Source organism: Prescottella sp. D32 (assembly GCF_037287305.1).
Taxonomy (GTDB): domain Bacteria; phylum Actinomycetota; class Actinomycetes; order Mycobacteriales; family Mycobacteriaceae; genus Prescottella; species Prescottella equi.
This window is the reverse complement of sequence record NZ_JARBSW010000003.1, coordinates 128154-151161: the sequence shown is the minus strand read 5'-3', so window position 1 is coordinate 151161 and position 23008 is coordinate 128154. Positions and strand designations below refer to the sequence as shown.

Genomic DNA, 23008 nt, shown 5'->3' with positions numbered 1-23008 from the left:
TCAGTGGTTACGCAGTTCGGAGATGAGATCGGCCTTGCGCTTGGAGCTGTAGCCCGACAGGCCGATCTCCTTGGCGCGCTTCTTCAGTTCGTCGACGGTCCAGTCCTCGTAGGACTGCGACTTGCCACCCTTGCGGCCTACGTCCGAACGCCCACGGTCAGCGCTCGCATTCGCGATTCGGGCGGCCTTCTCCTTGGACGCGCCCTTCTCCCGGAGCTTCTCGTACTGCTTCTCATCCTTGATCGACGAGCGTGCCATGGTCGTCTCCCTCCAATGCGTGTGCTGCCTGGCTGTCGCATACCCAGCAGTCCGCGTGGCTACACCTTCGGCGTGGACAGGCGTCGGCCAGGCCGGCTCAGCGGCGTCCGTCGCCGTGTTCGGGGCGGTCGTCGGCCGCCTTGCCCTGCGCCATCACGCGCCGCCACCACGGTTCGAGGGGGCTCGGTTGCGGATATCGGACGTCGGGCGACCCCTCGGCACCTTCGGTGTCGTCGTCCGGCTCGGGGGGCGCCCGATGTCTGCGTCTGATCATGTGGGAAGGTTCCCGCCCCGTGAGGATTCGAAACCCTCGCAGAGACAACCCAGAAGGCACCGTCCATGCACGCTGCTGTCACCCCGCGACGTTTGCATTTCGGCGGTACGGGTAGGTCTTCCGAATGACGTCCCACTTCCCAGCGCCGGGCGAGCCGGTCGGTGCCACGACCGACGAGGGATCTTCCGCGATTCCGGTCGTCGCCGGGCTCCAGGCGATCGGAGCGGTCACCGCACTGGGACTGCCGTCGGTCGCCTCCGGCATCATCGCCCGGCGGCATCTGGTCATGCCGCTACTCGAGAAGGCACGGGCCGACGCGTTGTCGATCGAGATGTTCCGACGGCTGCGTGACGAATTCGGTCGTGGTCCGATCGAATTCCGCTTGCCGGGCCGCCGGGTGGTCCTGCTGCTGGACCCCGACGACGTCGCGCGGGTGCTCGACGACAGCCCGGACCCGTTCACGCCGGCGAATCGAGAGAAGCGGGCGGCGCTGGGGGCGTTCCAGCCGCATGGGGTCCTCATCTCGCAGGGCGATATCCGCGCGCGACGGCGCGTGGTCAACGAGGCGGCACTGGAGACCCCGAAGCCGCTGCACGGTGCGTCCGACAGCATGGCCCGGACGATCGACCGGGAGATTTCCATCTTCGCGCAGCAGGTGGGGGAGACCGGCGCGTTCACGGCGGCCGACTTCACCCGGGTCTGGTGGAGAATCGCTCGCCAGGTGACACTGGGGGAAAGTGCGCGGGACGACACGGACGTCACCGATCGGCTGTGGAAGCTCCGCGCCAACGGCAACTGGTCGTACCTCACTCCGCCGCGCCGACGCCTGCGGGATCGGTTCTTCGAGAGTCTCTACGACTACGCCGACCGTGCCGAGCCGGGCACCCTCGTCCACGCGCTCGCGTCGGTGGAGACGGCTCCGGCCGTCGATCCGGTGGGGCAGATCCCGCACTGGCTCTTCGCATTCGACGCGGCCGGGATGGCGACCCTGCGTGCGCTCGCACTCCTTGCCGCGCACCCCGACCGGCTCGCCGAGGTTCGTCGGGAGGCGTCGGAGCGACCCGTCGGGAACGCGGCCACCCTGCCGATCCACCGGGCCTGCATTCTGGAGTCGCTTCGCTTGTGGCCGACGACGCCGGCAATTCTGCGGGATTCGACTCGGCCCACCGTGTGGCGGACCCCGGGTGGCGCGAGGGCCACGGTGCCCGAGGGAAGCATGTTCATCATCCTCACCCCGCCGCTGCACCGCGACCGGGACCGCTTCGACTTCGCCAACGCGTTCACCCCGGACATCTGGATCGACGGGCGTGCCGACGGCTTGCACACGCTGCTGCCTTTCAGCGGTGGCCCCGCCGAATGCCCGGGACGCAACGTCGCCCTGTTCGTATCCAGCACGGTGCTGTCCGCGGTCGTGACGGCATTCGACCGGATCGAACAGGTGAGTGCACCACGACTGCAACCGGGCGGGGACCTGCCTCCGACCCTCAACCACTACGGCTTGAAATTCGCGGCGGCCCAGGGCAGCCGCGCAACGACCGAGGAGAACACATGATCATCATCGGACTGATCCTCCTGATCGCCGCCGTCGCGATCGGGGTGGCCGGCGTCGTGAACAACACCGGCACCGCACACGAACTCCAGGACGACTTCACGGTGTTCGGTGTCCACGTGACCGGGTCCACCGGAACGCTCTTCCTGGCGGGACTGGTCGTCGGCGCCGCGGGCATGCTGGGACTCGCGCTGCTGCTCGCCGGTGCGCGGCGGACCTCGCGCAAGGCCCGTTACGCCCGCCACGAGTTGGAGCGCAGGGACGCCGCGGCGGTGCCGGCCGGTGATGCGGCTGTCTCGCCCACCACCCGCGCCGAGGCCCCCCGCACAGAGACGACGCAGCAATCGGAACACCCGCGGAGCCTGCGCCATCCGTTCGGTGGCGATACCGGGCCGGGGACCCCTCGTCCCTCGCACTGACCGCGGTACACCGATCGCGTGGAACTATGTGAACGGTGTGCCACCGGTGATTCCGAGGACTTCACCAGTGATGTAGCTGGATTCGGGCGAGGCGAAGAACACGTACGCGGGCGCGAGTTCGGCGGGCTGCCCCGGCCTGCCGAGCGGGACGTCCTTGCCGAACTCGCGGTACTGCTCGGGTGGCATCGTGGCCGGGATGAGCGGTGTCCAGATCGGCCCCGGTGCAACGGCATTGACCCGAATCCCCCTGCCTGCCACGTCGTCGGCCAACGCCTTGGTGAAGTCCACGATCCCGGCTTTGGTGGTGGCGTAGTCCATCAGGGAGGGTGATGGGTTGGTGCCCTGGATGGAGGATGTGTTGATGATCGTGGAGCCGGCCGGCATGACCGCGACGGCGAACTTGCACAACCAGAACAGCGCGTAGAGATTGGTCTTCATCACGCGGTCGAACTGTTCTGTCGAGATGTCCGCGATCCCGCCCGGCGTCGCCATCTGGTATGCCGCGTTGTTGACGAGGATGTCCAGTCCTCCGAAGGAGTCCACCGTGGACTCCACCAGGGCGCGACAGTGTTCCTCGGAGCGGATGTCGCCGGGGAGGGCGAGCGCCCGTCGACCCGCATCCTCGATCAAACGTACGGTCTCCCGAGCGTCCGACTCCTCCTCCGGAAGGTAACTGACGGCGACGTCGGCCCCCTCTCGCGCGAACGCTACGGCCACGGCCCTTCCAATCCCCGAGTCACCGCCGGTGACGAGCGCCCGGCGCTGTGCCAGACGGCCGGCTCCGCGGTAGTCCTGCTCGCCGTGGTCGGGGCGGGTAGTCATCTCCTGGGTGAGGCCCGGGTGCGCGATCGGTTTCTGGCCCTCGAGGTCGGGGATCGGAAAGCGCGTAGTGGGATCCTGCAGCGAATCACGTTCGGGCATTGCAGTTCTCCTTCGGGTCGGAAGGTCCTGGTCCCACCGTGCACGCCTCGACGGATCCTGTCCACTGCCGGCAGCGTGTTTGAGGACGCCCCTGATCGGTTATGTCCCACAGACAGCCCTGGAATCGGAGGTGATGGGTGTGGTGAATGCGTTGACGTTTCTGCGCGCCGAGCACGAGAGCGTTCTCGGCATGCTGGAGGTGCTCGAAGGGTCGGGCCCGGGATCACCCGGCCGGGACGACATGGTCGCGAATCTGGTGATCGCGGAGTCCCGACACGAGGCCATCGAGCAGGAGGTCTTCTGGCCCATCGTCCGCGACGCGGTCCCGGGGGGCGACGAGCTGGCGGACACGGCGATCGGCCAGGAGATGGACGGAGAGAAGTTGCTCGACACCATCGAGCACGGGTCCGCGGGGGACGAGGACTACGAGTCGGCTCTGCGCGAGTTTCTCTCCGCGGCAAGGGAGCACATCGAGTACGAACAGAATCAGGTGTGGCCACTCGTGACGGAGGCCGTTTCCGCCTCGGACCTCGAGGACGCAGGGAACCGACTGGAGGCGGCCCGTAAGCGTGCTCCGACACGTCCTCACCCGAACACGCCACCGCGGCCGGCTGTTCTCAAGACCACCGGCGCCATGGCTGCGGCGGTCGACAAGGTTCGCGACGTGCTCAGCGGACGCGGTCGGCACCATCCGCCCGAGACGCCGCCGAGCTGACCGGGACAGCTCACCACGACGAAGGGATGCTCCCCGCCGATCGGCGGGGAGCATCCCTTCGTCGCGCATCTGTCGGTCGTGAGGTCAGTTCGCGGGGACGTGCTGCTCGTGCGTGAACGGCTTGGTGCCGTGAACCGCAGGGCCGCCTTCGGGGCTCTCGGTCTCGCCCCGGTTGGTGCTGTCCTCACTGCGCAGCCACTGGTCGGCAGGAGCCTCGACGTAGCGCCACTCCGTGCCCTCGGGCCACGGGCCTTGGCCTTCGTTCCACGGCCCGCGGACCGATCCACCGTTGGACATGTTGAACGCGACGTTCTGGAAGCGATCGTCGCCGGGCAGTTGGCCGGGCGGGAAGTTGACGGGCAGTTCGTTGAGGGCGGCGGTGAACTGCTGGTAGTGCGCCACTTCCCGCGTCATCAGGAACGTCAGGGTGTCCTGCGCACCCGGATCGTCCGTGAACTGCTTGAGGTACTCGTAGACGATCTTCGCCCGCGACTCCGCCGCAAGATTGCTCCGCAGATCCACCGACGGGTCCCCGTTGGAGTTGACGAAGGTTCCCGACCACGGGGTGCCCGCCGAATTCACGACGTCTGGGCCACCGCCGGTGAGGCCCAGGTAGGTCGGGTTCACCGCGACCTGGTGGATCGCCTGTTCCCGGCCGTCGGCCGTCGCAACCACCGGCATCCAGTCGCAGCGCTCGTTCGCCTGCTTGAGGTCGTCGTTGAGACCGTCCAGAAGCATCGTGATCATCGAGCCGACGATCTCGAGATGGCTGAACTCCTCCGTGGCGATATCCATGAACAGGTCGTACATCTTCGGGTTCTTGCGCCGCAGGACGAATGCCTGCGTGAAGTACTGCATGGCGGCCTTGAGTTCACCGTTGGCGCCGCCGAACTGTTCCTGCAGCAGCGTCGCGAACTGTGGGTCGGGCCGGTCGATCCGGACTTCGAACTGGAGATCCTTGTTGTGGGTGAACATGTCACTTCCTTCGGGACGCGGTAGTTCGGACGTTGCCGAGATACCCGCCGCGGCGCGGAGGAATCCTCGACCGGCGTGGCCGTCGCCGATCGTGACGCGAACGCAATATCGGCACGGGCGGCACCCCACGGGAGCCGGTTTCGAGCGCTCGGCTGCGGGGTAGTCGATTTTCAGGACCGGGTGACGGACACGGCATCGACGGAGGCGTTGTGAAGATCGGATACAAGTTGTTCGCGGAGGCGTACTCGCCCGCCGAGCTCGTGCGGCAGGCGGTTCGGGCAGAGGAGGCGGGTTTCGACTTCGTCGAGATCAGCGATCACTTCCACCCCTGGCTGCACGATCAGAACCACTCCGGTTTCGCGTGGTCGATCCTCGGATCCATCGCCGCGAAGACGTCGACCCTCGAACTGGCCACCGGGGTGACGTGTCCCTTCGTCCGCTACCACCCGGCGATCATCGCGCAGGCGGCGGCCACGACAGCACTGCTGTCCGACGGCAGATTCGTGCTGGGGCTGGGAACCGGGGAACGACTGAACGAGCACGTCGTGGCCCGCGGGTGGCCACCGGCGTCGACCCGTTCGGCGATGCTGCGCGAGTCGATCGAAATCATCCGTTTGCTGTGGAGCGGCGGCTATCACAGCTACAGCGGTCGACACCTCGAGCTCGAGGACGCGCGTGTGTTCGACTTGCCGGAGCAACTGCCTCCGATCATCGTGGCGGGATCGGGAGCGCCGGCGGCGAAGATCGCGGCCGATCTCGGCGACGGATTGTTCGCGACCGAGCCCGACCCGGATCTGATCGCCCAGTACGAGAAGGAGGGGGGAACGGGACGGCGATACGCCGAGGTCCCGCTGTCCTGGGCGCCGACGGAGGACGCGGCCCTGAAGTCTGCGCACAAGCTGTTTCGCTTCTCGGCCACCGGGTGGAAAGTGCAGGCCGAGTTGCCGAATCCGGTCAATTTCGAGGCCGCCGCATCCGTTGTCCGGGAATCGGACACGGCCGAGAGCTTCGGCTACGGGCCCGATCCGGAACGTCATCTGGAGCGCATTCGCGAGTACGGCGAAGCCGGCTTCGATCATCTCGCCCTCGTCAACGCGGGACCGGATGTCGACGGGTTCTTCGATTTCTACGTGCGGGAGATTGCACCGGCGTTGGCCTAGGCAGTGCCGGACGAGACAGGCGAGAGAAGGTGCAGTGATGCCGAAGACGACCAAGACCGGACAGCCGAAGAAGCAGGAGCTGCCGGCAACACTGCTGCGCTCGCCCGCGAAGGCGCAACGGACCTTCGCCAATGTGCACGACTCGGCGGTCGAAGAATACGGCGAAGGCGAGCGAGCACACAGGGTCGCGTACGCGGCGCTCAAGCACAGCTTCGAGAAGGTCGGCGACCACTGGGAGCCGAAAGCCGAGAAGGGGCCGTCGGACGCACGAGCGCGCAGCGGAGGCCCGCAGGCCTCCGGCCGCACCGCTGAGGGCGTCGACGCCAACGCCAGCAGACGTCACCTCTACGACATCGCTCGGAAACTCGATATCCACGGCCGGTCGACGATGAACAAGGGGGAGCTTGTCGACGCGATCGAAAAGGAGAACCGACGCCGCAGTGCCGCAGCGCGAAGTTGAGACGAGACGCGGGCCCCCGATACGGCGCGAAAGCGCTGTCGCCCGACTATTCGGTCACCAGACCGGCCGGGGCGTTCCGTGTTTCCCGATCTCCTCGAGTGCGACCACCAGCGATGCCATCGTGTCGGCGCCGAGCGTCGTGCTCGCTGCTTCCCAGCAGCGGAGGGCTGCGTCGGTAGCCGCAGCGGTGACATCGACACCGGCGGTCGTGAGCCGTACGAGCTGCGAACGGCGATCGCTTCGGTGGGGGTGTTTGCTCACATACCCCGACCCGACCAACTCGTCGACCATCACAGCTGCGGACTGTTTCGTGATACCCAGGTAGGCCGCTATTTCGCTGACGGTGGCCCCGTCGCCGGCCACTCTGAGAAACAACAAGCCATGCGCCGGGCGTAGCGACGAATGCCCCGCCGCGACGACGGCGGCATTGATCCGCTCTGCCAGTGCGGATGAGCTTCGCATCAGCAATATCAGCAGATCGGCGCGCGGTTCGTCCCTTGACATATCGTCAGTCTACCTGTCCAATAAAGACAGTTAAACTGACGAAAGGGGATCGACATGCCGATCCGACGAAGCGGCGATCACGTCACCCACCAGATGCACGGCGCGAAATTCCACTCCTATGTGGCGCCCTCTCGCGGCAGTCGACAGCTGTGCGCTTGGCGAACGGATCTGGTGCCGGGCAGTGCTGGCGCATCGCACACGGTTTCGCATGAGGAGGTCCTTCTTGTGCTTGATGGAACGCCTGTGATCACGCTGGACGACAGCCAATTTGAAATCTCGGTGGGGGATGTCGTGTTCGTTCCGGAGTCCGCGACTGTTCAGCTCGACAACCCCAGCGGCAGTGTCGCCTCGTTGTGGGTGACGACATCGGTGGGCATGACAGCCATCACGGCGGACCGTGGAACCATAACCCCACCGTGGGCGTGCTGATCCCACTCGGGTTCGACAGCTCCGGGACCATTTCACCGTCCAGCGGCAGAAGCGCCGCCCGGTGGACCGATCGGAGTCCGATCCTCTCCCGGCGCCGACGCCTGCTCCCTCCACGCACCTCTCCGGTCGTCCTCAGGGAGCGGCTACGCAGCGCCGAAATCGCTTCGGGGCCATCCCTGTTGTCGCGAACCCTTTCTTGCGAGTCGCCCGAGGAGGCGGACCGGAGGCTGGGGTGTCGCTCCGCGCTCCGGGCACTATGGCGTGTTCTCCGCTGCGCTCCACGCGTATGCCGCGCTGCTATATTTCGCCGGCGCGGCCACTCTCGGAGTCGTGCGCGGCGAACATGTCCACAAGACCTTGCGGTGACGCCGCGCTGAAGAGGATGTCGAGGCTCTGTGCGGATTCGGCGGCCGCCTCGGTGGCGCGAGGAAACAGTTCGGCTTCGTAGGCGGCGAGTGCGGTCTCGGTGTCGCCAGGTTGGTCAACGATGGCAAGTGCGAGCAGTGCCCCGTCGTACATTGCAAGGTTGGCGCCCTCTCCGGCGAAAGGCGACATTACGTGCGCGGCATCGCCGAGGAGTGTGACCCCGGGGACGCGCGGCCATGAGTGTCCGACGGGGAGGGCGTTGACGCGGCGCGGGGTCAGGCCGGTATCGGAGTTGGTGACCAGACCGCGGAGCGCGTCGTTCCAGCCGCCGAGCAGGTCGAGGATGGTTTGTTGGGCGGTGGCGGTGTCGGAGAAGTCGATCGTGTCGATCGAGTCTTCGTCGACGCGGATGCCGAGGTAACTGTGCAGGCTGCCGTCGGTTTCAAGATGACCCAGGATTCCTGTGTTTCCGCGGAATGCGAATAGCATTCCACCGCCCATGATCTCGGCCTGGGCGGGGCGTCGTTCGTCGGCGTCGAACAGGTCTGCTTCGACGAACGAGATTCCTGTGTACGCGGGTGTGGTGTCGGAGAGCAGTGACCGCACTCTCGACCACGCGCCGTCGGCTCCGATGAGGAGGTCGGTGGTGATGGTTTCACCATTCGTGAATGTCACTTCGTGGCGGCCGGTTGTGCCTGCGTCCGCATGGATGTGGATGGCCTTGTGACCCCAGCGGATGGTGTCGTCGGGTAGTGAATCGATGAGCATGTCACGGAGTTGGCCGCGGTCGACTTCAGGTCGCGTGAGGGTTCCGTCGTCTGCTTCGTCGCGGAGGATCGCGCCGGTGTGGTCGACTATGCGCATTGCTTCGCCGCCGGGGCGGACCAGTGCGGCGAAGGGTGCCCACAGATCCGCGGCGTGGACGGCCTTCTGGCCGTTGTAGTGGTGGATGTCGAGCACGCCGCCCTGGACGCGGGCGTCACGGGTCGGTTCGAGTTCGAACACGGCGGATTCGATGCCGTGGCTGTGGAGGACACGAGCGGCTACCAGGCCGCCGAGACCGCCGCCGATAATCGTGATGGGGTAGTGCTTGGGCATGGTGCTCCTTGGTGAGGCCCGCTGTGGTCAGGGCGCATCGTGGTGTGTGTCTGGTGTTGGTGTGGCGGAGATTCCGGTGAGGAGTGCCCGGATGGACCACGAAATGCGTTCGGCTGGTGTGCCGCCGAGGATCGAACCCGCGTGTGCAGTGAGATGGGGGAGGGCTTGTGGGTCGGCAGATCGGATCGCTGACGTGAGATGCATTGATTTGGCTTCGTTCTCGCCGAGATGGTCGCGGTTGGTGGGCGCCGGAGTGCTGTGCTCGGCGGCAGTCGCGGTGACGTACTGCAGTAGGAGGTCGGCACCCCATGAAGCGCGGGCGGGCTCGATACCGCCTTCTAGGAGCAACCCGAGGACCCGGTCGAACAATCGAAGTGAGCTCGGTCCGGCCGGGCGGAGTGTAACTGCCGATCGCGCCAGACCGGGATACGTGAACAGCACGTCGGTGTAGTCCGCCAGTAGATTTTCGAGCCGGGTCTGCCAGTTCCCGTCTGCGCCTACCTCCAGTGACCCGATGAGTTCGTCCAGTACCGCGTTGTGGAGTTCGGTGGTGTTGGCCACGTAGACGTACAGCGAGGATGCGCCGGTGTCGAGCGCCTGTGCCACGCGACGCAGAGTGGCCTTCTCGAGGCCCTCGGCGCGCATGATCTCGATGGTTGCGCCGATGATCCCGTCGCGGGATAACGCCGGCTTGGCGGGTCGTTCGCGTCGGCTACGGATCGAAACTGCCTTCTCCATACCGACCACGTTCCACGAACATGTTCGTAACGAACATGTTCGTCCTAGGGGGAGTGTTCGCACTGTGGTTCGGCGAGCTCGAGCAGAAGCCGGTTGACCACGATCGGCATGTTCGGCCTGCGTCGTGCCCTGCTGCTCGGCGAGGGACGTCGAGATCGGAACTCGTCGGAGCGTCGCGGTGCATGTTCACCATCGCCTCGAGCGGCCGCAACAGCTGGCCAATCCGGGCGCGGGCGAGCATCACGGCGAGCCTCCTCTAGGCCGGTTGTCCGGTCCGGTCACGGACAGGCGTGCGGCCCAGCATCCAGCCAGGTAGAGAAACGGACGTCCTTCGTGGCCCGCCGTTAGGATCGGCACATGCGGTGCACCTTCGAGGGTGGAAACCTTACGGGGAGCTATCTCAACGTCGACGAACAGGAGATCGGCCCCTATCGAACCCGTCAGATGTGCTGCCCCGATCAGCCGGCCGATCAGGTTCGGAGTCACGGTCGCTGCGTGTACATCCGGACAGAACGGACAAGGGAACACGATGGAGCATCCTGGGTCGTGTTCACCCACTACGGAGACTGGGTGAACTACGAACCTGGCAAGGCGTAGACACGGCCGACTGGCAGCCGGTCCCTCATCCGCACATCCCGCTGCTATTCGTACCGGGCCTTCCCGCCGCAGTTTGTTGCCTTTCGTAGTTCTCTCGCTGGGCCGGCCGTGGTCCCGTGAATTGTGTACGAACGGAACGGCCCCTACGCAAGCGATGTCGGCAAGTCGGCACGGGCACGGGCACGGGCACGAACACTCCATCCCAGTATTCAACGCGAACGAAGAACCACTCTGCCTGCGCTGCAATGGGATTTCCTTGGATGTCGCAGCCAACGGAAGTGACCTCTACCAGACAGGTAGTGGCGATCCGAAGCCCGGCTCTCGGTTGATCGCGCAGCTCAGGTGTCGATGGGTGTGGTTTCGGTCGCGCGCCCGAGGTGGTCGGCGGTCTCCGTCACGACGCGCCGCAGCGCCGCAGTAACGGCCGGCGCGGCAAGTTGCAGCGGCACGCGCAGTGTGCGAGCCGGTTCGATCGCGAACGTCCAGGTCAGTCGCGAGCCGGATGCAAGTCGCTCGACGAGTATGTCCTCCACGAAAAGCCGCAGACCGGGGACGGTGAATCTACTGACGTAGAGGGTGTTCCGATACCGGACTCGCGATGTCTCCTCCCACCGGAAGTACTCTTCTGTGGCCTTCACTGCGGATGGACGCATCGACAGTTCACGACGCGTGCCCACACGGAACGGGCGTGGTGTCAGATATCGGGAACTGGTGACGGATGAGCACCAAGCGAGCGCGTTATCGCGGGTCAGTTCCGCCCATACAGATTCCGGGGAGACCGACAGTGCGACCGAGAAGCGCCGGACGAAGGTGGCTGTTTCCAGGTGCGTCTCGTCGCCGGCAGACAGGTCGAACCATTTCGGCATCACACAATCCTAGAAACCACCACTCCGATCCGCGGCAGTCCCGCGTATTTGTGACGCGCAACATCACGAATCGAAGTGTGGGGAGCGCACGGTGATTGGCGCAGTTCACAGGACCGAGGGCTGATCGCTCGGTCAGGTCTGCGTGACCGCCCGCAGCGCCAGCCCGGGCAGGCTCGGATGCGTGGCGGGTTGCATGGTCCGTCAGGTCGCAGCCCGGAGTGCGTGCAGAACGCCTTCCTGGAAGGTCCGTGCTTGTCGGCCCGAGGGTGGAGGCCCACCGCAGCGTGCTGCGATGGACTGCTCGATCGCCTCGACCGGCTGGTAGCCAGCCCGAGTAGCCGAAGGCCGGCGTCGACTTTGGAAAGCCACCTCCCGTAGCGATATCGGACCAGCGCGCGGCAGGCCCCCAGGACCGCGTCATCGGCTCCGGCTGCAGATCGGTCGTCGGATTGGCCGGACACCGCCATCCACCAGTGCAGCGAGTCGATCAGTAGGCTCCGCAACTCGTCCGGTGGTAGTTCAGCGAAAGCCTCCGAGGCCGGCGGTCCCGCCAACACCCGGCCGCTTTGGTGCAGGACGCTGCGGTCCAGTCCGTACCAGAACGTCCCATCGGCCGCCGGACGGTCCGCAGGTCGAAAGGTCTGCCGGAAGGCCATGTCTGGGCCGTCGTTCAGCTCGAGCTCGAAGCCCGGCTTCCCGGTGCCCGAGTGCGCTGTAGCCACGGTGTAGACCACCAGCTCCAAACCCCGGGCCGGACACGGCAGGGCGTTGTGCCGCAATCGGGCGATCAACTCCCGCTTTACAGCCTCTCTCAAGGGGTTTCGGCAGAGCAGAGCGATGTCGATGTCGCTGCGGCCAGGGTGGAAGGCGTCCAGCGCGAGCGACCCGGCCGCGTACGCCCCGACGAAGTCCGTACCCAACACCTCGCGGACGGCCTCCACGACGGCTTCGAGATATGGCTCCACGTCGCTATCCGGCACCTCCCCATCATCCCTGGCCCAGCATCGAGGAACCAGACCACGCGCAACGGAATCAACGGCCACAGAGAAAGCAACCCAGTCCGTTGTGATCTGCGCACGGGTTCCCTCTGCCCGGCGCTGTGAACCGGTACACTCGCGCAGTGTCGTCAGCGGCGCTTTCCCGCATCCGATTAATGGTCGACTACTGCGCGCCGTTTCCAGTATGGGGAACCTATCTTCGCGTGCCGGACCACTTCGTTCTACTCGGGCCGGGCCGCAACCCGCTCGGGCTGTCGCGCGATCTGATTCGTGACCTCATTGAATGGCAACGTTCGTGGGACCGGCAGTACGACCCAATCGATGGTTGGGATAACCCCGCACACGCACGGCGCCATCGAGAGGTGGGCGCGGATCTCTATCGCCGGCTCCGCGAAGAGACGGGCCGAGACGACATCACCTGGGAGTGACCAGCCCTAGTAGACAAAGTCGACGCGGACGCCGCTCGTCCGCGCTGGGTATCGCTGAGCGCCATGCTCACCGATCTCGCGGACGGCTTGGAAACCGGCAGTGCCTTCGACGGTCGATGAACACCTCACGTCGCCGAGGGCCGGCCGGACTGGCAATACCACTTCTGAATCAGTACCACCTCGCGGTAATGGTTACAGCTGCATGAACGAACCAGCCTCGCCAAGGCGCCGTTTAATCCCGGAAACAGGGGGCGCTGCACGTCGTCCTGGATGGTTGAATCAGCGAATGGGAAGCAGCGGCGCGGTAGAGTTCCATCGAAAGCTCGTTCGAGACAACATTCCGGACGTTATTCTTGCCAATGGTGACCGCCCGCACTGGCGGCCCATAGTCGACGATTCGGACTACCTCGCGGCGCTGCTCACCAAGGTTGTCGAGGAAGCCAAGGAACTGCAGGACGCGTCGCCGGAGAACCGAATCGACGAGTTGGCCGACCTGCTCGAGGTTGCCGCCGCCTTGATGGCGGAGCTCGGGATGGCGGATTCCGAGGTGAAGAAGGTGGCCGATCGGAAGCGTACGACCCGGGGCGGCTTCACGAAGCGAATCTGGCTCGATCACGTCGAGATGGGCAACACGGCACAGCCATAGAGCGACACACTGGCCGCCGTCGCAGCGGGAGCACGCCGAACCAACTGGGAGGACAGCCAAGGTGACAAGTGTTCATGTAGCGGAACGTCACGTTCTCGCTGCCATAGGTCTTGGGCGCATCGTCTGGGGTGCCACAACAGCGCTCTTTCCCGGCTGCGTCCACCGAGCGCTCGGTGTCGAGTATCCCGGCCCGGACAAGGGGATCTGGATCAAGGCCTTTGGAGTCCGCGACATCGTCCTGGGGGTGGCGGCCCTGCACCCCGACGATGCTGTTCGACGCGCAACGCTGAAAGCCGGTGTCGTGATGGACGTCGTCGACGCGGGAGTGGTAGCGGGCGCTGCTCGCCAAGGGCTTCCGCGCCGAGCCGCGGTGATTGGGATTCTGCTTGCAGCGGGCACAGCGACCTTCGCGGCCGGTGGGCCTGCAATTATTGGAAAGCTCAGGACGCCAGCCGCACGACAGCGAACCTGACTACGACACTGCGGTGGCGCTGCCTGAACGGCTCCGCCGCCGCCCACGACAATCAATTCGTCTTTCAACAACGCGGATTCGCGGGTGGCGTCGACTGCCCTGCTTTTAGGGTTAACGGCTGGGCGTCATTCGCGGTAGTCGACGCATGAACGGTAGGCGGGTGTTGCCGGGCGTAGTGGTGGGGGCGGCGCTGGTCGCCTGCGGAAGCGGTGCCGGATAGAGCGGTCAGCCCTCGTCTGTGACGACGACTTCCTTCGCGCTGCCGAGTACTCCGTCGCAGACGACCGTCGTCGAGTCGCCACCCCCTACGGCGTCGCCCGAATCGCGAATCCATCCGATGTTGCAGAAGAAGAGGAAGCGGGTGGGTGCTTGGGTCGCATGAGTGACGATCGCCGGAGCTGGTCGGCGACATCGAGCCTTCTGCTGGATGATCGGCTGCGAGCACACCTACAAGCCTCATGAAGACGCCGTCGAATCTCTCAATTGCTCAGCGGAGGAGTGATTTTCGCGTTGGTCACGCCACAGAACATGCTGGGGACGCCCAGCCGAAATCAGCAACGATAGAACCGCCGAGTCGATTACAAGGCGCTCAACGTATGCACCATGGGATGGCGTATAGGTCGTATAGGTGCAGCTCGCCCCGAGCAGGGGCGAGCATCCCAGGTGGGGCCGGAACCCCCGTCAGGGGTGGGGTCGAACAGGCCAGGGCTGGCCCTTCTTGATCAGATATACCGCCGAAGCGCACAAGACCAGGACTCCGAAGTTGTCGATCGGGATGACCGGATCAGCTGAGGTGTATCGCATCTGCTCGTTGAAGTAGGTCTGTCCGGCTTGAAACAGTGCCAGTAGTACGAGGACGACTGCTGCGCGTTTGTTGGTCCATCGGGAGAAGAACAGGACGACGGCGAGAGCAATTTCGACCATGACCATTACGGCACAGGCGATCCACAGCGAGGTCTCGAAGATGGGCAAGCCGGTGAACGTGAGCCCGCCGATGAGGCAGATTGCGGCGATGACAAGTGCCTTCGCGGCGCTACCTCGGTAACCGTGTGGCGCCGTGTCGGCGTGCCGCTGGTTTCCCATTCTGCGACTGTCGCACACCGGATAGTTGCGGCGTGCGGGTGAAGGGTTTGGTGTCCCGCAGATACCAGGTGATCCAGTAGACGGGGAAGAGTACGATCGCGCCGGTAGCGAGGATGCCGCTACCGGCACGTCGGCGTTGCCCGATTGCTGCCAGTACGCCGATCCCGAGGTACGCGCCCACCGTGACCAGGAGCAGTGTCACTACCAGGAGCCAGTTCACTCCCTCAACGTACAACGCACGTGCGCTGCCGGCCCGGAGTTGGATTGACGGCATGTCCCGTCCGATACAGCACGGTGAACTGGAGGTCCCGCCGGCTCGGCCGGCTACACACCTGTGGGGCCCGCCGAGCCTCCAGCACTGTGGAAAGTTGGTTGGCTGTCATGTCCCGTATGGCGGATGGGGGTTGACGGTGTCGGCTGCCCAGCCGATGAAGTGGGTTCCAGGGACGGGGAAGGCTTCGAGACGCGGATCGGTGAGGATGGCGTCGATGCAGGCGGAGTTGCCGCCCACGTACGTCGACTTGTGGTCGATATCGGTTGCTACGCACCAGGTGTGATCGTTTGGCCACCATAGATTGGCGCTGTAGCCGCCGCCCGAGTGGTGCGGAGCCGCGCCGAAACGAGCCTCGGCTGCAGTGATCGGCCCGTGGAGGACAACCATGTTCCGGGACGCATCGAGGAGTTCGATACCAGCCGGGGGCCTGCCTTCGTCGCCGTACCCGTCCCAGATTGCGAACCAGCATTCATCCGGTGTGGTGGTGTGATGGCGGAGGATCCTCGCGAGGACGCTTGCCTCCGGTCGAGGCAGGGAGCCTTCTTCCGGATCGTTGCCGGGACGGTGAGTGCCGGTGATGGACTGCCAGCTCATTGCAGCGTGTGCGGTCGTGCCGTGTTGCTGGGCGATGGTTCCCCAGTTGACTCGAGTCCAGTCGTCGCCGTCGTGAAGGTAGACGGGATGGAAGACACGTGCGAACGCGTCGAACACCGGCGGAACGAGGCCTCCGATATCGAACGCACCGCGTCGCAACCCATCAGCGATCCAGAAGCCTGCGTCCGGGCCGGAGGCGAGCGCCAGTTCCTCAGGAGCCAAGTGCCAACGTTGCTCGTTCCTTGCCATGCGCTCACCTTAGAGTCCAGCGATGCTGTACCCAGGAGATGAATCGTCGAACACGAGTTGCGATGCGAAATCAAGTGGTGCAGAGTCCCGGCTCGCCCGTAGCGTGCTCGGGAACGTCCTGAGAGGCGTTGCAGCATCCTCGATCGGAAGGCGAGTTGGCTTTGGCGGAGACACACGGGACCGGCTGGGAATACGGATCACTCGCCACGTTGGCTTACGAACTCGACAAGCCGATCGGGACGTCCTTCGGTGACGTCGAGTTCTATCTGTCCCGCCTGCAGGGCGTGACCGGCCCCGTGCTCGAACCTGCGGTGGGAACCGGAAGAATCCTCATCCCGCTTCTGGAACAGGGATTCTCCGTGCGCGGGTACGACAACTCGCCCGCGATGCTCGACCAATGCCGGACCAACTGTGCACGCCGTGGTCTCGTCCCCGACGTCGTCGAGGGCGACATGACGCGTTATTGCGACGAGCGCAGGTACGAGGCAATCGTGATCCCGACCGGATCATTCGCTCTTCTGCCGGATCGTGACAGCGCCCTGGCTGCGCTCGAAGCAATGCACGGCAACCTTGCCTCGCGTGGACGGCTCATCGTCGACATCGAGCCGCCGACCGTGCACGTCGAGCCCGACCACGATCCAGTTCGTCATTGGTGGCACGAAGGAAGCCTTATCACTCTTGACACCTGGAAGAGGACCGCAGATCCGATAGCCCAACGATCTACCAGTTGGCTCCGCTACGAACGCTGGGACGCCGGCGTACTGACCCGAACCGAACTGCAGATGTTCTCATTGCTCTGGTTCGGGTTGGCCGAGTTCACGACCATGCTGTACCAGGCAGGGTTCGGCGAGGTGGCCGTCCACGGCGGATATCGCCCAGGCAGCGCACCGACCCCCACCGACGCGGTGTGGACCTTCGAAGCCATCCGCGGCTGAGACGACGAGGCTTGGTTCCGTGAGGTGGTACCGCAGCCATGCCGCAACTGTCCTCCGCCGACGAGGTGGACCCAGAGGTTCCGTTGCATCAGCACTCCACAATTCGCAATCCTGCCGGGGGGAGGACTACCAGCCGAGGCGACAGGGGAGCGCACGAACGGACCGCGCGGACCGCGATTCGCCTCCGGCGTCCTCTCTACTACGAAACTGGCTGCGCTACTGCGGTTCACGGCACCCACCGCGACTGAGGGATAGCGATGAATCGCGAATGACCTGTCCTGGCACGCTGTCGTACCCGGGCAGTTCGCTGGACGGCCCGGATTTGACTTTCGCAGGACGCATCTACGAAAGTGGATTCGTCCGGTTGAGCGGTGGGTGAGGTTCGGTTGATGGATGCCCTTGCGATCTTCAAAGCGCTGTCCAACCCAACCCGTCTGCAGATCATGGAGTGGCTGAAGTACCCGTCACGCTTCTTCGATGAGAATTCGTACACCCAACAGGGTCTCGGGTTCGGAGTCGGCATCTGCGTCGGCGACATCCAGCGCCGATCCGGCCTTGCCCAGTCGGTGATCTCGGCGTACCTGCAAGCGATGAAGGAAGCCGGCCTGCTCGAATCCGAGCGGATCGGGAAGGGGACGTATTACCGACGGAACGAGGCCGTGATCGACGAGTTCCGGAAGTTCATCAGCGACGATCTGTGACCTGCGCCCTCGCAATCCGGTCGCAAAACACTTATCTATCGATCTAAATATATAGGTATCTAGTTGTCACGTGTCCTCGGGCGCGGTTGGAGGAAGCCATCGTGAAATCGAAACTGTCCGTGCCGGTCTTGGCACTGGGTGTGTTCGGGATCATTACAACCGAGATGGGGGTCATCGGCGTTCTAGGGCCGGTTTCCGACAAGTTCGGCATAACCCCAGCCGCCGCGGGTTGGCTGGTGGGCGTTTTCGCGTTGGTCGTGGCATTGACGGGGCCGTTCACCACACTGCTCACCTCGGCGTACGACAGGAAGTCCGTGCTACTGGTCGCGATTGCGGTGTTCGCGATCTCCAACCTGGTCTACGCGACCACGTCGAGCTTCGCGTTGATGTTCGCCTTTCGAGTCATTCCGGCGATTGCGCATCCCGTGTTCTTCGCTGTCGCGCTTGCCAGCGCAGTTCGTCTGGCGCCACCGGGCGCAGCGGCAGCGGCAGCGACAAAGGTATTCGCTGGGGTCACACTAGGTTTCGCATTCGGTGTGCCACTGACGGCCTACCTCGCAGAGAACTTCTCCTTGTCGACAGCTTTCGCATTCGGCGCCGTTGCCAACCTGTTCGCCTTCATCGGGATCCTGGCGCTGCTGCCGTCGTCGCCGGTGACGCGACGGATGTCCTATGGGGCACAGATCGGAATTCTCCGACGCCCGCATGTGTGGTTGACCATCGTCTCCGTGACGCTGATCTTTGCGGCGATGTTCTCGGTTTACGGCTACTTCGCTGAGTATCTGCACGATGTAACGGGTATGAGCGGGACCTGGATCAGCGCCATGCTTCTGTCGTTCGGAGTCGTGATGATCTTCGGCAACTTCCTGTTCGGGGCCTTGCTCGGGCGAAGTGTGGTGCGGACGGTGGCCGCCTTCCCTGTCTTGTATATAGCTGTGTACGCGGTCGTCTACGTCGTTGGTCCCTACTTCGCCCCGATGGTCGTTGGCGTTCTCATCTGGGGAGTAGTCCACTCGGGCGGGCTCGTGGTCGCGCAAAGCTGGATGGGTATCGACGCCGCTGATGCCCCGGAGTTCGGCAACAGCCTGTTCATTTCGTTCTCGAACCTGGGCATCACGGTCGGGACCATCGTCGGTGGTTGGTCGCTGGACAATTTCGGAGCACACCGGATGATCTGGTCGGGCGTGCTCTTCGCCGGGCTCGCACTCATCGCGATTGCCGTTCGCGTATCGATCGATCACAGATCGGCCGATGCGGTCATGGCCGGGTGACCGCGGACAACCGACCCAACGCTGCCAACGACAGATCGTGCTGGCATCCCGCCCTGCCGCACCTGGAGGAACCCGGCCGCGACTTCGCCCTCGCTGTTTACTACCTTGGCGGCTCTCACACGACCTCTGGCCTAGCTACCGCAGGAGCTGTCGGCCCGTCCCTGGCGAGACGTCGAAACCTATATGCGCCGATCGGCTCTCATGCTGCGCCCGAAGGCTTGACTGCCCGGAAAACGACCAGCTTCTCACGGTCTTCTCCGGGTGCCAGTAGCCCGCGCTGTCGCAGCAGGGACGCGCGTTCGGTGAGCACGGGGCCGAAGGGGATCTGTGCGGTGGAGACGATCTCTGCCGTAAGGCCTTGGCGCTGCAGCTCTCGTTGTGTCGCATCGATGTTGCTCAGGGCCGATTGCAGCAATAGGAGCACACCGCCCGGCGCCAGTATGCGCGGAGCTTCACGACAGATGCGGTCGAGATGGGCGCGACCGTCTCGGCCGGCATCCCAGCATCGAGCCAGGCCCCCCGTCGGCAACGTGTCGTCGGCTGCCGGGACGTACGGCGGGTTGCTGACGACGAGATCGAAGTTGTTCTCCCCGAGAGGATTCGTCAGATCGCCGTGGACTGCACGAATCTGCACGCCGTTGAGTGTGGCGTTGAGGCGGGTGTTCAGCAATGCCCGCTTCGCGACATCGACAGCGGTCACGTTCCGCGAGCCGGCCAGCGCTGCAGACACCGATAGATACCCGGTACCCGCGCCGATATCGAGCACGCGGGTACCGGGTTCGATCGTCTCGCCGAGCAACGTACGTGCGAGAAGGTAGGTGTCCGACTGCGGCGGATAGACCCCCGGTAGACGCCAGAACTTGCCAGGTTTCCCGTTGCGCGGGCGAATCGGCTCACCGGTTCCCCGCAACACTGCGTCCGAAGTCATCTGCTACGAGTCCTGCTCCGTGCGCTGGCGCGCCTCGTTCGCTGCCGCCTTGCCGCGAGCCTTCTCCGCCTCGGCCTCCTTCTCGGCGGCTTCCCGCTCGGCGGATGCCTTGTCCTGCTGCGCTTTGCCTTCCCGAACCAGGTCGTCCTGACCTGTCACCGCGCCGGCGGCCTCCTTGGCCTTACCCTTCACGCCTTCGACGGCGCCTTTGACAGCCTCCGCAGGCCCCGACTCGTCCTTGTCCGACATGACGCGAACTCCCTTCCGCCGACAGGTTCCGCCAGCCGTGTACCCGATCGTCGAAGGAATCAAACGTCGGTCAGTGGCCGACCTGGTCGGTGAGCGACGCATTGTCCAGTCGCTTCACCCGCCGATGCTCGGCGAGAACGAGTGCGGTGCCGGCCAGCAGTGCGCCCACGCAGACGATTCCGGCGATCCAGGCCCAGCCCGCGAAGCCGTATCCCGCCGCGACGAGTGTGAGGCCCAGCGTGACGATGGCGACGCCGATCAGGGCGTAGCCGGGCCAGTTGCGCGCGTCTTCGATCGCTTCGCCGGGGTGCTCCCGGGTCGTGTGCGCGAGATCGCGAGGGTCGTTGGTGTTCATTTCGAGCCTCCCCGGTGTCGAGTCGGTGCTCCGCGCCGGAATGGACCGGTGCGGGCCCTGAATGTAGTTCCGATTGTCGTCCACCCCGGTCGTTCTTGCACGCGATCGTTCTCGCGGGGGCCGTACCGCACCTCGATCCGCTCGCGCTGCCGGCGGGCGATCCTGGCGTTTGCGCCGGTCCGCGACTGGGTAGGCGTCGGGCGGAGACGACACACAACCTGGAGGTAGCGGTGAAAGCGGTGACATGGCAAGGCAAGCGGAACGTGTCGGTGGAGACGGTTCCCGATCCGCGTATCCAGGAAGCGAACGATGCGATCATCGAGGTGACCACGACCAACATCTGCGGGTCCGATCTGCACCTGTACGAATTGCTGTCGCCGTTCATGACCGCCGGCGACATTCTCGGACACGAACCGATGGGTATCGTCCGGGAGATCGGCAGCGATGTGGGCGATCTCGCGGTGGGGGACCGCGTGGTGATCCCGTTCCAGATTTCGTGTGGGCACTGCGCGATGTGTGGTGGTGGGTTGCAGACGCAATGTGAGACAACGCAAGTCAGATCGGAAGGCACCGGCGCCGCGCTCTTCGGGTATTCGAAGCTCTACGGCAGTATCCCCGGGGCGCAGGCGCAGTATCTACGTGTTCCGCAGGCGCAGTACACGCACATCAAGGTCCCGGAGGGCCCGTCGGACGACCGTTTCGTGTATTTGTCGGACGTGTTGCCCACCGCGTGGCAGGCAGTGGAGTACGCCGGCGTCCGCGAGGGCGAATCGCTCACGGTGCTGGGGCTGGGGCCGATCGGCGACATGGCCGCCCGGATCGCGGCACACCGGGGGGGCCGGGTGATCGGCGTCGACCTGGTTCCGGAGCGGCTCGAGCGGTTACGGGCCCGCGGCATCGAGGTCCTCGACCTGCGGGAGAACGACGACATCGGGGCGACGATCCGGGACATGACCGGTGGGCGCGGCACCGATGCCGTGATCGACGCCGTGGGAATGGAGGCGCACGGGTCGCCGGGCGCGAAGCTGGTACAGCAGGCGACGTCGTTCATGCCGGATGCTGTCGCCGGACCGCTGTTCACCCACGCGGGCATCGACCGTCTCGCGGCGCTCGAAGCAGCGATCGACATCGTGCGCCGCGGGGGCACCGTCTCGATCGTCGGCGTGTACGGGGGAGCTCTGGACCCGCTGCCGATGTTCAAGATGTTCGACAAGCAGATCCAGTTCAGGATGGGTCAGGCCAATGTGAAGCGCTGGGCCGACGACATTCTTCCGCTGCTCACGGACGGTGACCCGCTCGGGGTCGACACGTTCGCCACCCATCGGCTGTCGCTCGACGAAGCGCCCCGCGCCTACGAGATCTTCCAGAAGAAGCAGGACGGCGCGGTGAAGGTCCTCCTCGAACCCTGAGGTTGGTGACGCGCGGCTCGACGCTTCGGCAGCTCATTCGCCGCCGAGGCAGTCGGTGAGGAGTTCGAGGGCGTGATGGGCGGTCGTCTCGACGACTTCCGTCGGCTCGCCCTCGAACTTCTTCTGGAAGGCACGGACGGAACCGCGGTCGAAGATCCCGAACCAGACGGTCCCCGGTTCCTGGCCGTCCTGGCCGTCGGGTCCTGCGGCGCCTGTCACCGCGATGACGGTGTCGGCGCCCAGGAGCTCCGCCGTCTTCGCTGCCATGCTGCGGGCAGCGGCTTCCGAGACGACCGGGCCGGGCGGCACCTCGAGCAGATCGTGTTTGACGGCGCTCGCGTAGGCGACGACGGCGCCACGGAACCAGTCGGACGATCCGGGGGCGGCGCCGAGCAGGCACGAAATCTGCCCGCCGGTCAGGGATTCGGCGGTCGCGATACTGCGGCCGGCCTCGGAAGCGAGATCGGAGACCTTCTCTGCGAGTGCGTCGCTGTCGTTGCGGGGGTTCGCCATTGCTCGGTTATACCCTTTCCGGCGGAGTCCTACTCGACTTGATCTCTCACGACCCCGGCACGGACGTATTCGGCTCCGACCCTTGCGCGTCGGCGGGGCCAGTCTGTATTCTCGGTCACGGTTGAACAAACAGCCGATGCTGGAAGCCCCGCTCGCGTCGGCTTCGTCCCGCATTCTCGCTCGGTTCGAGAATGCGATGGGTCGACAGCGAGACCGCTCTTCTTCCGACGTATCGGAGTCGTCTCGTGAATCACCAATACCTCTCAGTACATCGTTCCTTCCGAGGGGAAGTGCCGGGCTGCGCGCCCGAACGCGAAGCTGTGGCCGTCATCAGTGCCGCGCGCGGATGCAGCCAGGATGCCGCATTCGACGAGTTGATCGACGTCGCCATGCATCATCACGTCAGTGTCGGATCCGCCGCCGAGAGCCTGATCTCGCTGGTCAGCAAAAGCGCCCTGTCGACCGGTGCGGTCATCGTTCCGCCGCAGTGGGCCGAGCTCCGGAAGGCGCTCAACGTCGATTCGAGGACGGTAGGTGCGGACGCATGATTCTCGACTCCGATCGACTCGCCCCT

Annotated in this window: 27 protein-coding genes; 13 read left to right on the top strand and 14 right to left on the bottom strand. The window is 65.0% G+C overall.

All coding sequences use genetic code 11. The features are described 5' to 3' along the window. Window positions 1–258, bottom strand: a complete 258-nt coding sequence (locus tag PSS76_RS15400) for a DUF7218 family protein (protein WP_005512734.1) — start codon at window positions 256–258, stop codon at window positions 1–3. A 97-nt stretch (window positions 259–355) separates the two neighbouring features. Beyond that, window positions 356–532, bottom strand: coding sequence for a hypothetical protein (locus tag PSS76_RS15395; protein WP_005512735.1), 177 nt, complete (start codon window positions 530–532; stop codon window positions 356–358). Window positions 533–656: 124 nt separating this feature from the next. Between PSS76_RS15395 and PSS76_RS15390 the strand changes: the two genes are divergently transcribed. Together PSS76_RS15390 and PSS76_RS15385 are read left to right on the top strand one after the other, a co-directional pair. Continuing rightward, window positions 657–2084, top strand: a complete 1428-nt coding sequence (locus PSS76_RS15390; protein ID WP_221285456.1) for a cytochrome P450 — start codon at window positions 657–659, stop codon at window positions 2082–2084. Continuing rightward, on the top strand, window positions 2081–2500 hold the full coding sequence (locus PSS76_RS15385) for a hypothetical protein (RefSeq protein WP_022596353.1): 420 nt from the start codon (window positions 2081–2083) through the stop codon (window positions 2498–2500). The genes PSS76_RS15390 and PSS76_RS15385 overlap by 4 nt, the downstream gene beginning before the upstream one ends. A gap of 24 nt (window positions 2501–2524) precedes the next feature. Here PSS76_RS15385 and PSS76_RS15380 read toward each other — a convergent pair whose 3' ends face one another. Next, window positions 2525–3421, bottom strand: coding sequence for an SDR family oxidoreductase (locus tag PSS76_RS15380; RefSeq protein ID WP_337456325.1), 897 nt, complete (start codon window positions 3419–3421; stop codon window positions 2525–2527). A gap of 142 nt (window positions 3422–3563) precedes the next feature. Between PSS76_RS15380 and PSS76_RS15375 the strand changes: the two genes are divergently transcribed. After that, a complete protein-coding gene (locus tag PSS76_RS15375; RefSeq protein WP_041674747.1) occupies window positions 3564–4136 on the top strand; it encodes a hemerythrin domain-containing protein in 573 nt (190 codons plus the stop codon). An 84-nt stretch (window positions 4137–4220) separates the two neighbouring features. On the opposite strand, the gene PSS76_RS15370 is transcribed toward PSS76_RS15375, so the two are convergent. Further along, window positions 4221–5111 (bottom strand): manganese catalase family protein, encoded by an 891-nt coding sequence (locus PSS76_RS15370; RefSeq protein WP_005512742.1) that lies wholly within the window; start codon window positions 5109–5111, stop codon window positions 4221–4223. 209 nt (window positions 5112–5320) lie between these two features. Here PSS76_RS15370 and PSS76_RS15365 point away from each other — a divergent pair, with 209 nt between their 5' ends. After that, complete coding sequence (locus tag PSS76_RS15365) at window positions 5321–6271, top strand: TIGR03557 family F420-dependent LLM class oxidoreductase (RefSeq protein ID WP_216316264.1); 951 nt, start codon at window positions 5321–5323, stop codon at window positions 6269–6271. A 37-nt stretch (window positions 6272–6308) separates the two neighbouring features. Continuing rightward, window positions 6309–6731 (top strand): ChaB family protein, encoded by a 423-nt coding sequence (locus PSS76_RS15360; protein WP_337456324.1) that lies wholly within the window; start codon window positions 6309–6311, stop codon window positions 6729–6731. A gap of 54 nt (window positions 6732–6785) precedes the next feature. On the opposite strand, the gene PSS76_RS15355 is transcribed toward PSS76_RS15360, so the two are convergent. Further along, the gene (locus PSS76_RS15355; protein WP_337456323.1) at window positions 6786–7235 is read right to left on the bottom strand and encodes a MarR family winged helix-turn-helix transcriptional regulator; all 450 of its coding nucleotides are present in this window, start codon (window positions 7233–7235) and stop codon (window positions 6786–6788) included. Between the two features lie 54 nt (window positions 7236–7289). On the opposite strand from PSS76_RS15355, the gene PSS76_RS15350 reads away from it, so the two are divergent. Beyond that, complete coding sequence (locus PSS76_RS15350; RefSeq protein ID WP_337456322.1) at window positions 7290–7664, top strand: cupin domain-containing protein; 375 nt, start codon at window positions 7290–7292, stop codon at window positions 7662–7664. Window positions 7665–7961: 297 nt separating this feature from the next. On the opposite strand, the gene PSS76_RS15345 is transcribed toward PSS76_RS15350, so the two are convergent. The 3 genes from PSS76_RS15345 to PSS76_RS15335 form a co-directional block, all read right to left on the bottom strand. Beyond that, on the bottom strand, window positions 7962–9128 hold the full coding sequence (locus tag PSS76_RS15345; RefSeq protein ID WP_337456321.1) for an FAD-dependent oxidoreductase: 1167 nt from the start codon (window positions 9126–9128) through the stop codon (window positions 7962–7964). Between the two features lie 27 nt (window positions 9129–9155). Further along, window positions 9156–9866: a TetR/AcrR family transcriptional regulator gene (locus tag PSS76_RS15340; RefSeq protein WP_337456320.1), complete on the bottom strand. Its 711-nt coding sequence runs from the start codon at window positions 9864–9866 to the stop codon at window positions 9156–9158. Between the two features lie 935 nt (window positions 9867–10801). After that, window positions 10802–11329, bottom strand: coding sequence for an SRPBCC family protein (locus PSS76_RS15335; RefSeq protein ID WP_337456319.1), 528 nt, complete (start codon window positions 11327–11329; stop codon window positions 10802–10804). Window positions 11330–12449: 1120 nt separating this feature from the next. On the opposite strand from PSS76_RS15335, the gene PSS76_RS15330 reads away from it, so the two are divergent. Next, window positions 12450–12755, top strand: coding sequence for an immunity protein CdiI family protein (locus PSS76_RS15330; RefSeq protein ID WP_139793045.1), 306 nt, complete (start codon window positions 12450–12452; stop codon window positions 12753–12755). Window positions 12756–13041: 286 nt separating this feature from the next. Continuing rightward, window positions 13042–13401, top strand: a complete 360-nt coding sequence (locus PSS76_RS15325) for a nucleoside triphosphate pyrophosphohydrolase (protein WP_022596331.1) — start codon at window positions 13042–13044, stop codon at window positions 13399–13401. A 1153-nt stretch (window positions 13402–14554) separates the two neighbouring features. Here the strand turns inward: PSS76_RS15325 and PSS76_RS15320 are convergent. Then, the gene (locus PSS76_RS15320) at window positions 14555–14956 is read right to left on the bottom strand and encodes a hypothetical protein (RefSeq protein WP_337456318.1); all 402 of its coding nucleotides are present in this window, start codon (window positions 14954–14956) and stop codon (window positions 14555–14557) included. 379 nt (window positions 14957–15335) lie between these two features. After that, window positions 15336–16073, bottom strand: coding sequence for a hypothetical protein (locus PSS76_RS15315; protein ID WP_337456317.1), 738 nt, complete (start codon window positions 16071–16073; stop codon window positions 15336–15338). Between the two features lie 284 nt (window positions 16074–16357). Between PSS76_RS15315 and PSS76_RS15310 the strand changes: the two genes are divergently transcribed. The 3 genes from PSS76_RS15310 (at window position 16358) to PSS76_RS15300 (ending at window position 18980) form a co-directional block, all read left to right on the top strand. Further along, window positions 16358–17008 (top strand): class I SAM-dependent methyltransferase, encoded by a 651-nt coding sequence (locus PSS76_RS15310; RefSeq protein ID WP_236721741.1) that lies wholly within the window; start codon window positions 16358–16360, stop codon window positions 17006–17008. Window positions 17009–17397: 389 nt separating this feature from the next. Then, window positions 17398–17709 carry an ArsR/SmtB family transcription factor gene (locus PSS76_RS15305; RefSeq protein ID WP_005512757.1) on the top strand — a complete coding sequence of 104 codons (312 nt, stop codon included), beginning with the start codon at window positions 17398–17400 and terminating at the stop codon, window positions 17707–17709. Window positions 17710–17810: 101 nt separating this feature from the next. Further along, a complete protein-coding gene (locus tag PSS76_RS15300) occupies window positions 17811–18980 on the top strand; it encodes an MFS transporter (RefSeq protein WP_337456316.1) in 1170 nt (389 codons plus the stop codon). A 199-nt stretch (window positions 18981–19179) separates the two neighbouring features. On the opposite strand, the gene PSS76_RS15295 is transcribed toward PSS76_RS15300, so the two are convergent. From PSS76_RS15295 to PSS76_RS15285, 3 genes are all read right to left on the bottom strand, one after another. Then, complete coding sequence (locus PSS76_RS15295) at window positions 19180–19908, bottom strand: HemK2/MTQ2 family protein methyltransferase (RefSeq protein WP_337456315.1); 729 nt, start codon at window positions 19906–19908, stop codon at window positions 19180–19182. A 3-nt stretch (window positions 19909–19911) separates the two neighbouring features. Then, window positions 19912–20157 carry a microaggregate-binding protein 1 gene (gene mbp1 / locus PSS76_RS15290; protein WP_022596322.1) on the bottom strand — a complete coding sequence of 82 codons (246 nt, stop codon included), beginning with the start codon at window positions 20155–20157 and terminating at the stop codon, window positions 19912–19914. Between the two features lie 70 nt (window positions 20158–20227). Further along, entirely contained in the window at window positions 20228–20512 is a 285-nt protein-coding gene (locus PSS76_RS15285; protein ID WP_005512762.1) for a hypothetical protein, read from the bottom strand. Window positions 20513–20742: 230 nt separating this feature from the next. Between PSS76_RS15285 and PSS76_RS15280 the strand changes: the two genes are divergently transcribed. Further along, the gene (locus tag PSS76_RS15280; RefSeq protein WP_337456314.1) at window positions 20743–21921 is read left to right on the top strand and encodes a zinc-dependent alcohol dehydrogenase; all 1179 of its coding nucleotides are present in this window, start codon (window positions 20743–20745) and stop codon (window positions 21919–21921) included. 33 nt (window positions 21922–21954) lie between these two features. Here PSS76_RS15280 and PSS76_RS15275 read toward each other — a convergent pair whose 3' ends face one another. Further along, entirely contained in the window at window positions 21955–22434 is a 480-nt protein-coding gene (locus tag PSS76_RS15275) for a CinA family protein (RefSeq protein ID WP_022596315.1), read from the bottom strand. Between the two features lie 320 nt (window positions 22435–22754). Between PSS76_RS15275 and PSS76_RS15270 the strand changes: the two genes are divergently transcribed. Then, window positions 22755–22982: an ANTAR domain-containing protein gene (locus PSS76_RS15270; protein WP_013416232.1), complete on the top strand. Its 228-nt coding sequence runs from the start codon at window positions 22755–22757 to the stop codon at window positions 22980–22982. The last annotated feature ends 26 nt before the right edge of the window (window positions 22983–23008 follow it).